General features: G+C 49.5%; 14 protein-coding genes. All 14 read right to left on the bottom strand.

The genetic code is table 11. From position 1 onward, the window contains the following. Positions 1 to 388 precede the first annotated feature (388 nt). Positions 389 to 1,294 (bottom strand): glutamate racemase, encoded by a 906-nt coding sequence (gene murI, locus E1H14_RS02690; RefSeq protein WP_235017366.1) that lies wholly within the window; start codon positions 1,292 to 1,294, stop codon positions 389 to 391. Beyond that, the gene (der, locus tag E1H14_RS02685; protein ID WP_149389891.1) at positions 1,287 to 2,717 is read right to left on the bottom strand and encodes a ribosome biogenesis GTPase Der; all 1,431 of its coding nucleotides are present in this window, start codon (positions 2,715 to 2,717) and stop codon (positions 1,287 to 1,289) included. The genes murI and der overlap by 8 nt, the downstream gene beginning before the upstream one ends. A 63-nt stretch (positions 2,718 to 2,780) precedes the next feature. Beyond that, a complete protein-coding gene (gene bamB, locus E1H14_RS02680) occupies positions 2,781 to 3,932 on the bottom strand; it encodes an outer membrane protein assembly factor BamB (protein WP_149389890.1) in 1,152 nt (383 codons plus the stop codon). Further along, positions 3,929 to 4,579: a YfgM family protein gene (locus tag E1H14_RS02675; protein WP_149389889.1), complete on the bottom strand. Its 651-nt coding sequence runs from the start codon at positions 4,577 to 4,579 to the stop codon at positions 3,929 to 3,931. The genes bamB and E1H14_RS02675 overlap by 4 nt, the downstream gene beginning before the upstream one ends. Before the next feature lie 17 nt (positions 4,580 to 4,596). Further along, complete coding sequence (gene hisS, locus E1H14_RS02670) at positions 4,597 to 5,847, bottom strand: histidine--tRNA ligase (RefSeq protein WP_407670228.1); 1,251 nt, start codon at positions 5,845 to 5,847, stop codon at positions 4,597 to 4,599. A 58-nt stretch (positions 5,848 to 5,905) separates the two neighbouring features. Beyond that, the gene (locus E1H14_RS02665) at positions 5,906 to 6,820 is read right to left on the bottom strand and encodes a RodZ domain-containing protein (protein WP_149389887.1); all 915 of its coding nucleotides are present in this window, start codon (positions 6,818 to 6,820) and stop codon (positions 5,906 to 5,908) included. Then, positions 6,817 to 7,587: a type IV pilus biogenesis/stability protein PilW gene (pilW, locus tag E1H14_RS02660; RefSeq protein WP_149389886.1), complete on the bottom strand. Its 771-nt coding sequence runs from the start codon at positions 7,585 to 7,587 to the stop codon at positions 6,817 to 6,819. Before pilW ends, E1H14_RS02665 begins: the two co-directional genes overlap by 4 nt. Continuing rightward, positions 7,588 to 8,730: a 23S rRNA (adenine(2503)-C(2))-methyltransferase RlmN gene (gene rlmN / locus E1H14_RS02655; protein WP_149389885.1), complete on the bottom strand. Its 1,143-nt coding sequence runs from the start codon at positions 8,728 to 8,730 to the stop codon at positions 7,588 to 7,590. A gap of 72 nt (positions 8,731 to 8,802) precedes the next feature. Beyond that, positions 8,803 to 9,210, bottom strand: coding sequence for a nucleoside-diphosphate kinase (ndk, locus tag E1H14_RS02650; RefSeq protein ID WP_149389884.1), 408 nt, complete (start codon positions 9,208 to 9,210; stop codon positions 8,803 to 8,805). 93 nt (positions 9,211 to 9,303) lie between these two features. After that, positions 9,304 to 9,726: a DUF2802 domain-containing protein gene (locus E1H14_RS02645; RefSeq protein ID WP_235017365.1), complete on the bottom strand. Its 423-nt coding sequence runs from the start codon at positions 9,724 to 9,726 to the stop codon at positions 9,304 to 9,306. Beyond that, positions 9,726 to 10,448, bottom strand: coding sequence for a hypothetical protein (locus E1H14_RS02640; protein WP_149389883.1), 723 nt, complete (start codon positions 10,446 to 10,448; stop codon positions 9,726 to 9,728). The genes E1H14_RS02645 and E1H14_RS02640 overlap by 1 nt, the downstream gene beginning before the upstream one ends. Then, complete coding sequence (locus E1H14_RS02635) at positions 10,445 to 11,230, bottom strand: ParA family protein (RefSeq protein ID WP_149389882.1); 786 nt, start codon at positions 11,228 to 11,230, stop codon at positions 10,445 to 10,447. The genes E1H14_RS02640 and E1H14_RS02635 overlap by 4 nt, the downstream gene beginning before the upstream one ends. A gap of 34 nt (positions 11,231 to 11,264) precedes the next feature. Then, positions 11,265 to 12,404 carry a protein-glutamate methylesterase/protein-glutamine glutaminase gene (locus E1H14_RS02630; RefSeq protein WP_149389881.1) on the bottom strand — a complete coding sequence of 380 codons (1,140 nt, stop codon included), beginning with the start codon at positions 12,402 to 12,404 and terminating at the stop codon, positions 11,265 to 11,267. A gap of 24 nt (positions 12,405 to 12,428) precedes the next feature. Further along, complete coding sequence (locus E1H14_RS02625; protein WP_149389880.1) at positions 12,429 to 14,495, bottom strand: chemotaxis protein CheA; 2,067 nt, start codon at positions 14,493 to 14,495, stop codon at positions 12,429 to 12,431. Positions 14,496 to 14,507 lie beyond the last annotated feature (12 nt).

Raw genomic sequence — 14,507 nt, 5'->3', positions numbered from 1 at the left:
ACCAATTCATGCTCAGGAACTATTACATCTCAATGAATATCATTGGGTTGCTTGTCCTGATTAAGCTGTATGCTCAATCTCAACAAGCGCCCACACGCATTACCTGATCGATTGTTAAAGAGCGGCTTGGCCAACCTCCTCAGCGAGGAGTCGTCTCAAGCGAGGTACGTATTCTAGCGACCTCGTCCGAAGAGTCAAGCTTTATTTTCAATCCCGTGTAAGTTTTTTCTTCACCGCGATTGCGCTTAACACTTCCGAAGCAACTTATTCTTGTTTGAAAACAATGAACTAAACTGCTTCTATCGCTGAGAGAATCTCTGTCTCCAACCGAGGCCGGAAGGCTTCGTCTCAAGCGAGGCGCGAATATTACAGAGACCCTTTAGGTCGGTCAAGTAATATTTTTAACTTTTTTGAAAAGCTTCTTTTCTAGCATAGCCGCGGCATGGTGCTGAATATCAACTAACTCAACGCTGGATGCTTCAATAGCTTCACAATAGAAGTTACGTGCTACACGCACAAAGCGCTCTGGGCCATCTGTGACCAAAAAACGCACTTGACCTATTCCATTGGCATCATTTAACGCATGACGCTGAGCAAGTGCATGATATAGCGCCTCGGCAGCAGTATCCGCCGAGTCCACCAGTCGCACCTGCGCGCCCACCACTTTGCTGATGGCATCCTTCAAAGCAGGAAAGTGTGTACATCCAAGCACCAAGGTATCCAGCGCAGGTTGCGTTCCAAACTCAGTAAATAAAGGCTGCAAGGAGCGCTCAATAATCGCCTCGACCAACTCGCCATCGTGCCAGCCCTCTTCCGCCAGCGCTACAAAAAGCGAGCATGCTGCCGCACGAATATGCGCTTCGGGACGAATTTTAAGAATCGCTTTTTGATAAGCCTGATTATTCACCGTACTTTCAGTGGCAATCACACCAATACGCGCTTCAGAACTGAGCTGACAAGCCGCTTCTGCTCCTGGCTCAATCACACCCAACAAACACAAGCCAGGATACTGAGCACGCAAAGGCTCTAACGCAACAGCCGAAGCCGTATTACACGCGATGACTAAAGCTTTGATGTCATACTCCATCAGAGTATGTAAGGCTTGTTCAGCGTAGCGCACAATTGAGAGCGCACTCTTGGTTCCGTAAGGTACACGTGCCGTATCACCCAAATAGATGACATTCTCATTTGGTAAGCGCTGGCGTATTGCATTCAGCACCGTCAGCCCCCCTACCCCGGAATCAAATAAAGCGATCGGCCGCTGATCGATTTCAGTCAGATCGGGATTAATCACGCTTCTGTGCCCGCTTTTTAGCACGCTTTTTCAGATCGCGAATATGCTCCATATTGCGTTCTTTTTTCGCCTTCTGACGTGCGGTGAGCAGATTCCGTTTACCCGCATAAGGGTTATCACCTGTTTTGAATTCAAAACGTATGGGGGTACCGCGAATTTTGAGTATTTTAGTAAAGCGATTTTCTAGATAACGTTTATAAGACTGCGGCAAAGAATCAGTCTGATTACCATGCACCACAATGATCGGAGGATTAGACCCTCCCTGATGGGCATAACGTAGCTTAATGCGATGATTATTCACGCTCGGGGGTTGGTGATCAGCCACGACATCTTCAAGCAGGCGTGTCAATTTATTGGTTGACCACTTCGCCATGGCACAGTCATAAGCCTCATGAACCGAAGCATAAAGCTCTCCCACACCTGTGCCGTGCAAAGCTGAGATAAAATGCATGCGTGCGAAGGCAACAAACTCAAGGCGGCGGCGTATCTGCTCACGTACCTTTTCTTTGTCATCATGACTCATGCCATCCCATTTATTCAATGCAATGACCAGCGCACGACCGGCATCGATTACAAAGCCTAAAAGATGCAGATCTTGTTCTGTCACACCCTCACGCGCATCAATCACCATTACCACAACATTGGCATCACGTATCGCTTGCAGGGTTTTGACAATCGAAAATTTTTCGACCGCCTCTGTGATATGTTTACGCCGACGAATACCGGCGGTATCAATCAGAGTGTATTTTTGCCCTTCGCGCTCATAAGGGATATAGATACTATCCCGTGTTGTTCCCGCCTGATCGAAGACTACCACACGCTCTTCACCCAAAACTCGATTCACAAGCGTAGACTTGCCAACATTAGGGCGGCCAATGATGGCAATACGCATTGAGCGCTCTTCTTCGAGCGCCTCGTCCTGCTCAGCATCGGTTGGAAAAGGTGCCAACACCTCTTCAATCAGCGATAAAACACCACGACCATGCGCCGCAGCTATTGGTTTCGGGTTCCCCAATCCAAAACCATAGAAATCCGCCATCGCGGTATCTGGATCAATACCATCGGTTTTGTTCACAACTAAATGACAGGGTTTTGCACTCCGACGTAAATGATCGGCAATCATCTCGTCTGCTGGATTTAAACCCGCACGACCATCCACCAAGAAAAACACGATATCGGCTTCTTCAATTGCCATCAGGGATTGGCGAGCCATGACCTGATCGATCCCAGCCTCATCACCACTAATCCCCCCTGTATCGATGACCAAATAACTCTGATCACCTAAACGGCCTTCGCCATATTTACGATCCCGCGTTAAACCGGGCAGATCTGCCACTAAGGCATCACGAGTGCGGGTTAAACGGTTAAAAAGGGTTGATTTCCCAACATTTGGACGCCCTACCAGGGCAATAACGGGTAGCATTGCTTATTTCCAGAATAAAAAGGCGGCTGTCCTAAGGAGAGCCGCCACTGTCACTAAATACAGTTAGTTAAGCCGCAGAGCCATTAAGCGGCCTGCATTACTTAACACATATAGAATGTCATCACGTACGAGCATATCGCCACGCACACCCGATGAATCCACTCGATAACGCGCTACAAAACGACCATCCACCTGAGACATAAAGTGTAGATAACCTTCTTGGTCAGCAACCACCACCGCACTCGCCAGTGTGCTAGGTGTCGATAGCTGACGATTATCTAGCCCTGTTTGTGTCCAGACACTGGCACTTGTTGCCGCATCCAGCGCGTGAACGCGATCATTATCCGCAGCAACGTAGATATTGCCAAACCCTGTCGCCAAACCACGATGGGATGAAATATCTTGAGCCCACAGAATTTGCGAATTAAACGGGTTGATCGCAAGTAAACGTCCTTGATAGCCGACAACATATAATACATTGTTCAAAATCAGAGGGCGGCCATCTATATCTGCCATACGTTCCAGTTCTGAACGGCCTTCTGCCAAAGAAACCCGCTGCTCCCAGATCATCGCTCCGTTTGCATTACTGATAGCAATCAGCTTGCCATTTGCAAAGCCTGCAAAGGTCACATCTGAAGTCAGCAAGGGAGTACCGGTACCCCGCAGCGTCAAGGCAGGCATTTGTGCATCAAAAGTCCAGCGTAGAGCACCTGTTTGACGATCCAACGCGACAATACGTCCACTCACCAACTGCACCACTACCAGTTCACGGTTTAGCTGCGCTTGCGCAGTGACTTCAGACCCGACAGCTGTACGCCATAACACCGAACCATCATTACCACTTAAAGCAATGACATCACCGGAGCGAGAACTCAAAATTACCTGCCCGAATCCAGCACCCACGCCACCGATAATTGGCTCTTTTAGATTTTGCGTCCAAGCACGCGCACCAGTCATACGATCAAAGCCGCTGACCACCCCCTTGCTATCCGCAGCATAAATCCGGTCAGCATCTATTGAGGGCGTCATTTCATGGAAGGCACGACCTGGACCTGAACCGACCTGGGCACTCCAGACGACCTGAACTTGACTTTCTGTTTGAAAATCAACAAGTGGCGCCGGGCGCACCTCGTCTTTTTTTCCACCCCAGAAACCACAACCCGTCAGCAAACTCACCAGAACCAGACTGACTGTCGTTTTAACCAGAGATCTCATGATGCCTCTCCAAGGTTATCGCGTTTCATTTGTAAAATTGGACGCTCCGTTGCAGCCGGTATCGCGAGCGCACGCTCGTAGGCCGTTAATGCCTGAGCTTCATCGCCAAGCTGCAAGTATAGATCCCCCAGCACTTCCTGATACTGCGCTTCGAAAGCACCGGCATCAAACTGGGTTAAGAGTATCAAAGCTTCATCCTGACGCTGTAACTGCATCAAGACACGCGCTTTTCGTAACTGAGCAACACGATGAAGATCCAGCTCAAGCTTCGCACTTAACACCCAATCCAATTCTGTCAAAGCCGCTGCGTAATCCCCTTCTTCTGCCTTCACACGCGCCATCAAAAGGGCCGCATAACCCGCATAGGTAGACTTAGCATGATCTGCCTTCAGCAGATCTGCCATCTGTTGAAGGCCGGTTAAATCACGGGCCGAACCTTCATCTAACTGCATCACCACACTTTGAATCAGATTTTGATAGAGCGCAGAGGCATTCGCCGCTTGATTTGCTTCACGCTTTTGCCAGGTTTGCCACCCAAAAAACAGTACCAGAGCGACCGCCACCCCTAATAACAAAGATTTTCCATACTCATGCCACCAGCGCTTAAGTGCTTCAAGCTGTTCTTCTTCTGTGCGCAATTCCGCCACGGCTCAAACTCCCGCTATTAAGATTTAAATCGATTATTAAGATAACTGCTCAGCGCTTGCCAAGAAATAGCCTGCTGCTCCTCACCTGAGCGCAGAGGCTTAGCGGTCACTCGCTGCTGACTCAGCTCATCTTCGCCGAGCAAGAGTGCAATCTCAGCACCCGATTTATCTGCACGCTTCATCTGGCTCTTAAAACTTCCACCCCCGCAACCCAACAAAACCCTCAAACCCGTTTCGTTGCGTAAACCCTCGGCCAATTGCATTGCGGCCTTAGATGCCTCGGCTCCGAGTGGCAAGAGATAAATATCGGCTTGCTGTAAGCGTTCAGCCGCCAAACCGGCTTCACTTTCCAGCAATAAAATCAGACGCTCGACACCCAAAGCAAAACCCACCGCAGGCGTTGCACGCCCACCTAGCTGCTCAACCAAACCATCGTAACGACCGCCTGCACAGACTGTCCCCTGCGCACCTAAACGATCGGTGACCCATTCAAATACTGTTTTACCGTAATAGTCCAGACCACGTACCAGACGCGGGTTAATCACGTAAGGAATACCCGCTGCATCCAGGTATTCGCAGAGCTGCTGAAAATGCTGACGAGACTCGTCATCTAGGTAAGCATGGAAATCTGGCGCCTGATGCAACAGCGCCTGAGTCTTAGGATCTTTACTGTCTAGAATTCGCAATGGGTTACTCTGCAGACGCCGACGACTATCCGCATCCAGCTCATCCACATGCTTAGACAAAAACGCAACCAAATCTTCTTTATAAGCCTGACGTGCCACGCTGCTACCGAGCGAGTTCAGCTGTAAACTCACGGCTTGATCTACGCCTAATTTTTTCCAGAGTCGTGCACCGATGAGAATTAATTCGGCATCGATATCCGGTCCCTGCATACCGAAAGTTTCCACTCCTATCTGGTGAAACTGACGATAACGCCCTTTCTGTGGACGCTCATAACGGAACATAGGGCCGGCATACCACAACCGCTGCACTTGATTAAACAGCAGGCCGTGCTCTTCACAGGCTCGCACACAGCTCGCCGTACCTTCTGGACGCAGAGTCAAACTTTCATCATTGCGATCGGCAAAGGTGTACATCTCTTTTTCAACGATATCCGTCACTTCACCGATGGAGCGCTTAAATAGATCGGTTTGCTCAACGATAGGTGTACGGATCTCCTGGTAACCATAGGAAGAAAGTACGCTTTGTGTACTTTCTTCTAGAAACTGCCACCAAGGTGTTTGTTCTGGCAGTATGTCATTCATACCGCGAATGGCTTTTATCTTGGCCAAATCAATACCTGCTTAATCAACTACACGAAATTCAAGGGCGTGGGAGGGTAAAACGAGCCACATTACCCGAAGCTAAGGCCTTTAAATCCACCTTCTGTCCGGCGTAAGCCATAAAACTCACCGCTTCAACACGGCCAATCACCAAAGATAGAGGTTCAACCCCTTCAAGCTGAACCACCGCTCCAGGACGTGCCACTTGTGAGTAGAGGGTTTGACCGGAAGCATCGCGTATCTGCACCCAACACTCATCGGTAAACCGCATCTCCAAACCTGCGAAGCTTGAAACCTCTTCAGCTACGTCAGCTTCTGAGATTCGATCTAGAGTTTCAGGTGTCAGTGCTTCGACAGCGGGCTCTTCATTAGCTACAGACGCATCATCATGATTACTGAGCTCCTCTCCATTGTCTGGGTCGGATAAGACTTCAGCAGGTGTGTCCGACTCACCCGACTCGAGCACATCCTCATCAAAAACCTCTGCCGACCTACTTATCTCCTGAGGCGTAAGCGGATTAACAGGTAACGTATCTGTTGTTGTAATACCGTATTGTTGGCGTGACCACCAAATGACAGTCGCCACCAGAGTCAAAACAAAAACCCATGTGATGAGTTTGATCCAGGGCGAGCGCCCGAGTTCAGCATTCGGGATACTGGTTGTTGAGCGAATCTGCGAAGGCGCCAAATGGATTCCAGGCATATGCGCAAACAACTCTACATATTTCTCTGCGCTCAAACCCAAGCGTTTCGAGTAATTACGAATATACCCACGCATAAACACAGGATTGTGGAAGGTTTCAGGCTGACCTGATTCAATCAAACGAATGACTTTAGGCGTAAGATTCAGCTCTTTACAAACTTGATCAATACTTAAACCCAACTCTTCTCTTGCCTTCTGAAATACCTGGCCAGGAAAGGAGACTTGATTAGGATCCAGCGCTTCACTGCTCACAGTGCAGACTCCTTAAACATACGATATTCATCAGAATCCGGATAAAGATTACGCAATAACAACCCGTAGGTCGCCGCTAAACCTGCATTACGCTCCATACGTGCTATACGCACACCGACCCACAAACTACGCGCCGTATGTTGAGCACGTCGCGCATCAACAAGTTCACGAAAACGATTAAACCACTGTGCCGCTTCGGTATTCTTATCTTGCTCCAAGAGCAAGTCCGCTAACTCAGCCATAGCGATAGGTCGATTACGAGACAGATCTAATGCCCGACGATAGGCATGCTCCGCTGCCGTGAGCTGACGAGTTTGTCGATAGCATTGACCTAGGTTTTCAAACGACTGGGCACGTGAAGTGTAGAAAGGATCTTCAGTGGCTTTAGAAAACTGTTTACAGGCCTCTTCAAAACGCGACTGAGCAAATAAAAAGGCACCGTAGTTGTTGTGGATCATTGCGTTACCGCTATCTAACTCGGCCGCTCGCTTAAAGTAACGCTCAGCCAGTGCATCTTCTCGCTCAGACTGAAAGACCAGTGCCATGGCATTATTAGCCGGCGCGTAACGCTCACTCAACGAAAGAGCTCGTTGCAATGAGATTTTTGCATTAGCCGTGTCACCTACCTGTAGATATTGCAGTCCCAACTGAGTATAAGCTTGAAGCGCCGCATCAGGAGACGTTTCTGATACATTGCTGGCTTGCCTTGAGGCACATCCAGTTAGAGTCAACGCCGCAATGATTAGCCAGACCAGGATCGGTTTCACTCAACTCTCCCGATGAATGAGATTCAATGTCGAAAGATCCTGTTGTACCACAGCTTGATATTTTTGACTACGCCGCGTGCGGTCATCAACCTGGCCGACTAACTGACCACAGGCCGCATCCACGTCATCACCCCGAGTCTTGCGGACCGTTGTAACGATATTGGCGTTAATTAAAATCTGCTTAAATGCCTGTATCGCTTCCGCACTAGGCCGCTCATAACCGGAGTTAGGGAAGGGATTAAATGGAATAAGGTTCAGCTTGCTTGGCATTTTACGTAAGAGTTTCACGAGCTGACGTGCGTGTTCAGGTTGATCATTCACACCGGCTAGCAACGTATACTCAACGGTAATCACGCGTCTGTCATTCAAGTGCTTAAGGTAGTTATTACAAGACTCGATCAACTCGGCAATCGGATAACGTGCGTTAACAGGAACTAATTCCGTACGCAAAGCATCATTTGGTGCATGCAAAGAAACCGCTAAGGACACATCCGTTAATCCGGCCATACGATCCAGCGCAGGCACTACACCCGCCGTACTCACGGTGACACGACGCTTAGACAAGCCATAAGCATTGTCATGCATCATCAACTCTGTTGCGTCCATGACATTATCAAAGTTGAGCAACGGCTCACCCATGCCCATAAACACCACGTTAGTCACACGTCGCTCATCTGCGGGGTCAAAAGGCCCAAAAGAGCGTATTGCCACACGCAATTGCCCGATGATTTCTGCAGTGGTGAGATTACGGTTAAATCCTTGCTTGCCCGTCGAACAGAAGCTGCAATCCAAAGCACAACCCACCTGTGAAGAAACACAGAGGGTCTTACGCGATCCTTCTGGAATCAGAACCGCCTCAATACTGGAGCCACCATCCATACGGATGACCCACTTACGTGTTCCATCGGCAGAAAACTTTTCTAAGACGATTTCAGGCTCACGAATATCGGCGACTTCAGCTAAACGCTGACGTAACGCTTTACTGATATCGGTCATTTCATCGAAGCTGCTTGCCCCACGCTGATGCAACCACTTCAACACTTGAGTAGCACGGAAACGCTTTTCACCCAAGGATTCAAAAAAGGCTTCAAGCTTAGAGGGAGAAAGACCGAGAAGATTGATTTTGCGTTCAGTCGCAGACATGTGTGTACCTAAAACTTGGATGTCACTGGATCGGCAGTGAAACACTACCGACCCCATGCTTTCCTGGCTGAATTAACCTGGAAAGAAATATGCAATCTCACGTGCTGCAGACTCTGGGGAATCAGAACCGTGCACAGCATTAGCATCAATAGAGGTGGCAAAGTCACGACGAATGGTGCCTTCAGCCGCTTCTTTAGGGTTAGTCGCCCCCATTAAATCACGGTTCAAACGCACGGCGTTTTCACCTTCCAAAACCTGAACAACCACGGGACCCGAGGTCATGAATGCAACCAGATCTGCGAAGAAAGGACGCTCTTTGTGCTCCGCATAAAAACCTTCAGCTTCCTCTTTGCTGAGGCTCTTCATCTGCATTGCAACCACTTTTAAACCTGCCTGTTCAAAGCGCGACAAAATGGCACCGATTGCATTCTTGGCGACGGCGTCAGGTTTAATGATTGAAAGCGTACGTTCAATTGCCATGTTTACATGTCCTAAATTAAAACTAAGGTCGATAAAAGGGGGCAATTATACGTGATGCACTGCACAGATAACAGCGACTGAAGAAGTGTTCACTTAGGGTTTATGGCTGATTTTATCTTGTGTTTGCAGTTCGCGGTGTAAAAGCGCCATCAATTCTGCTTCAGGCCGCCCGATACCACAGGTTTTGATCAGATCTTCGACCCCTGCACCCATCTCCATGAGACGAGCTGCTTGATTGTAGGCTAAAACACCTGGATCACGATTTTCCAACTCAACCTGCTTTTCAGCCGTTAGATTTAATTTTTCTTCAATCTCTAACAAACGCTTACCCATGCCGATGGAGCTACCGGTAAAGCCCTGTATTTCGTTACGCAAAACATTAATTAACACCTGGTGCTGCTGTTCTTGTTTGCGCAAGCGCAGACGCACCCACCAAGCAAGCGCCACCAGCAGCAATAAAGTGATGACCATCAGGATGATCATCCCGATGGCCAACCCAGGCAGTTCGTTCCACATCAAACAACCATCACCTCAAATTCATCCATTAGCTGGCGCGTATCCATTACAGCACAGCGCTGCGCCAAGCAGGTGCCTTTTAACCAGGCGCGCCGCGACAAATCCTGATTCAAATTAATAGCGGAGCAAGGCAGATCAACTGAAGACAGTATCTCATTACAGGCTAAAGCCCAACGCCCCCCCGACAAAACAATCAGATCATGGTAGCCCGAAGCTTCTAAAGAGTAGGTGTCCGGTATAATCCATAGTCCAGTATCCACGACTCTGACCGCGGCTCCTTGACGCTCAAACTGACCGATAAGCCAGTCGTGTTTGCTATCGATCTCTAAACTGATACTGGAGATGCAGAAGGTCGAGTCTATTTCATCCAATGGAATCGCTAACTTTAACCCCTGTACACTGACCAGCATGCAACGCAAGACGGGCTCAGCACTGGCCGCTATCATACCAACCGGTTGAAGCTCTGGCTCTGGCTCTGGCTCTGGCTCTGGCTCTGGCTCTGGCTCTGGCTCTGGTAGATCGTTAACCATCTCTGCTCTACGCTGCAGCTTAATATCACTCGCCAGCTCTACTGGAGGCTCTTCTGGGGAAGCAACGGCTGGCAACTCGAGAGAATTCTCCTGAGGATCCAGCGGCATCTCTTCTTGATTGACGGCAGAAGTTTCTGGCTCACTCAGTAAGGCTGACAAGTACTCAAAAACAACTTTCTTTTGATCTGTCATCCGCTTTGCCCCGCTTTACGCACTTCTAACAACTGTCTTAGCAAACGCGCATAAGCATGCACACCACGACTTCCGGCATCTAATGAAGAGGGAACTAACCCCTTGATACTCGCATTACGGAATTTAGTATCGACCGGAATGACTGCCCCTGAGACCTGATCAGGATAACGTTGATAAAGCTCACGCAAGCTACTCACCGATGCCTGAGTGCGGCGATCATAAAAAGTCGGGATAATCGTATGCGTCAATTTTTGTCGACGCGCACGATTGACCATTTCAATGGTCCGCACCATCCGCTCTAAACCACGAAGCGCGAGATACTCGGTTTGCACCGGCACGAGCAGATGCTGACAAGCCGCCAGGGCATTCACCATCAAAACACCTAGAACAGGTGGGCTATCGATTAATACAAAATCATAACGATCCTGCAGAAACCTGAGAGCTTTGGCCACTTGCAGCCCCAATCCTTCTTTACCTACTGCCTTACGCTCAAGTGTCGCCAGCGCTGTGGACGCAGGCATCAAATCAATCGATTCATGGGACGTTTTAAGGATTAAAGAATTCACTTGAGGTGCTGTCAGCGCTGGCTGCTCGAAGAGATCATAAACACTGCGCTCAATTTCATCGGGATCAAAGCGAAAATAGCTTGTCAGTGATCCATGCGGATCAAGATCAACCAGCAACACACGGTAACCGACCTCTGTGAGCAAACCCGCCAAGGTCACGACCGTTGTTGTTTTCCCCACGCCACCTTTCTGATTGGCTACAGACCATACCCGCATGCTTATTTCCTAAAATTCATCAAAATCGCATCGTTTATTTACGTGTCGCCAACAGATCCGCGATATCATCTAGATCCAACACAGCATCCGCCAGGCCTGCATTGACAACGGCTTGCGGCATACCATAAATCGTACAAGTTTCTTTACTTTGCGCCCAAATACTCGCACCCGACTGCTTTAATAAGCGCGCACCGTCACAGCCATCTGCACCCATACCCGTTAAAATAATGGCCAAGACTTTAGACTGATAAGTTTTAGCGGCAGAGGCATAAGTCACATCTACGCTCGGCTTATAAATTAAACGCTCATCTCCCGCCATGATGCGTACACGATCCGCCTGACGCGGATCTAGGATCATCTGAAATCCTCCCGGGCACAAAAGCGCCACACCCGGTTGGAGACGATCACCGTCTACGGCTTCTCGCACCTGAATTGCCGCTTGCTGATTTAATCGCTCAGCAAATACCTTGGTAAAGGTGCCCGGCATATGCTGCACCAATAAAATGGGATAAGGAAAACTAGCAGGTAAAGCACAAAGCACTCGCTGTAAAGCAGCGGGTCCGCCGGTTGAAGCTCCAATCACCACTACACGGCAATCCGGAAATTTCGCGCGTGCAGAGCCGGACTTAGACATGGATGCAGAGCTGCTGCGCGCGGCGAGTGTTGAGGGTGTTGCAGAAACCGGAGCAGTCACCGCATCCGGTTTAAAGACATGCATGCTGCCGGTCGACGCCGGGATGGGCCGTGAGTCAAACACTGAGCGCGTAAAACTGCGCTTGGAGCTACCCAATGCCACCACACGATCTATCAGATCCTTACGCAATTGGCTTGAACGATCCATCCAAGCACGAATATCTTTGGGCAGATAATCCGCCGCACCCGCTTCTAACGCTTGTAAGGTAACACGAACACCCTCGTGAGTGAGGGAGGAGAGCATCAATACATTCGTTGGCGCTTCACGCATAATTTGACGTACCGCTTCGATGCCGTTCATCTGTGGCATCTCAACATCCATGGTAATCAAATCCGGTTTGAGTAAACGCGCCTTCTCCACGGCTTCTTTACCATTCACGGCGGTGCCGAGAATTTGAATACGCGGATCACTTTTTAACGCATCTTCAATACGATTACGAAAAAAGCTCGAATCATCTACGATTAATACTTTGACAGTCATACAGCATCCCCTGATCTGTCACGCTCAAGTCGCTGCGTAACGTTTCAACAAATTAGGGATATCAATGATCAAAGCAATTCGACCATCACCGGTTATCGTTGCACCAGATAAACCTGGAGTTCCATGCAGAATCGAGCCTAACGGCTTAATCACCACTTCCTCCTGACCCACCAACTGATCGACGACAAATCCCACCCGCGTTGTACCAACGGACACAATCACGACGTGTCCCTGCTCCGGCAATGGCTCATACTCACAGCCCTTCACCATCCAACGCTTCAGGTGAAACAGAGGCAAAGCCTGATCACGTACAATGATGACCTGCTGTCCATCCACAATATTCGTTTTGGTGAGATCAAGATTGTAAATTTCATTGACATTGACCAACGGCAAGGCAAACGCCTGATCCTCAAGCGTCACCATTAGGGTTGGCATAATCGCTAGGGTCAAGGGCACTTGAATGGCAATTTGTGTTCCCTGCCCCATGACGGAGTCGATCGCCAAGGTACCGTTGAGCTGGGTGATCTTAGTTTTCACCACATCCATACCCACACCACGCCCAGAAACATCTGAGATTTCATTCTTGGTCGAGAAACCGGCATGGAATATCAGATTAAAACACTCATGATCACTGAGTCGCGCAGCCGACTCCGAATCCAACATACCGCGCTGCACCGCAAGACGACGCAGCTTTTCTGGATCCATGCCCGCTCCGTCATCACGAATGATCAGCAGGATATGATCCCCTTCCTGCTCAGCAGAAAGCAGAACATGTCCCTCACGTGGTTTACCCATGCGCTCACGCTCAGCCGGCGACTCAATGCCATGATCCACAGCATTGCGCACCAGGTGAATCAAAGGATCGGCTAAAGCTTCAACTAGGTTCTTATCCAGATCAGTTTCTTCACCGCGTAACTCTAACTGTATCTCTTTGTTTAAGCTGCGGGATAGATCGCGGATCAAGCGCGGGAAGCGGCCAAAGACCTTCTTCACCGGCTGCATGCGTGTTTTCATCACCGACATCTGTAAATCGGCAGTCACCATATCCAAAGTGCCTAAGGCTTTGGACATCTCCTCATCATCACCGGCACCGCCCAAACGCACTAAGCGATTGCGCACCAAAACCAGCTCACCCACCATGTTCATGATTTTGTCCAACAATGCCGTATCCACACGTACATTGCTTTCCTGCACCACTTTTTGAGGCTGCAATCCCGAAACCTTGGGAGTTTCCGGCAGGATCACGGGGTCCAGCTCCTCAGCAGGCTTAACGGTCAACTTAGGCTCCGCAGAAGCGGCCGTTGGAACTTCAGGCTCATGGGGTTTGACATGCGCAAATGCCCCTTGGCCAGCCGCTTGCAACTGGTCCAGCAAGGATTCAAATTCATCTTCGGAGATCTCATCGCCACTGGCAGCCACCGTTTCAGAGGGCATGGCCTGCGATTTACCTGGCGCACCACCGGAACCATGCAACTGATCCAGTAAGGCTTCAAACTCATCTTCCGTGATCAAATCATCATCGCCTGAGGTCACCGAGCTAACGGCTTCTTCTGGTGCCGCCCCTGCCAGTTCACTCAGCAGAAAATCAAACTCATCATTCGGTGTATTAGGATTCACGGGGCGCTCCACGTCAGCCCGCACAGGCTGAGGCGCCGTGGGCGGCTCAATCACAGTTTTTTTAGGGACCACCGGTTCAGGCTCACCTCCTTGGGTGAACGCGACCAAACGTTGCATCAACTCAGGCGAAGCAGGTACGGGCTCCTCTCCGCTGCGCACGTTATCAAACATATGATTCACAGCGTCCAGAGCCTGCAATACCACGTCCATCAAAGTAGCCGAAACCTTAAGCTCACCATTACGCAGCAAGTCAAACAGGTTTTCCGCCTTATGACAGCAGTCCACCATGGCATTCAACTGCAAAAAACCGGCACCACCCTTAACTGTGTGGAATCCACGAAAAATAGCATTGAGCAAATCACGATCATCTGGACGCTGCTCCAGCTCAACCAACTGCTCTGATAGCTGTTCCAGTATTTCACCGGCCTCTACGAGGAAATCTTCTAGAATTTCCTGATCTACATCGAGACTCATAGAGATCTCCTA

The sequence above is a fragment of the Nitrincola tapanii genome (genome assembly GCF_008368715.1).
In the GTDB taxonomy this organism is placed as follows: Bacteria; Pseudomonadota; Gammaproteobacteria; order Pseudomonadales; family Balneatricaceae; genus Nitrincola; species Nitrincola tapanii.
This window is presented reverse-complemented; position numbering and strand designations above follow the sequence as displayed.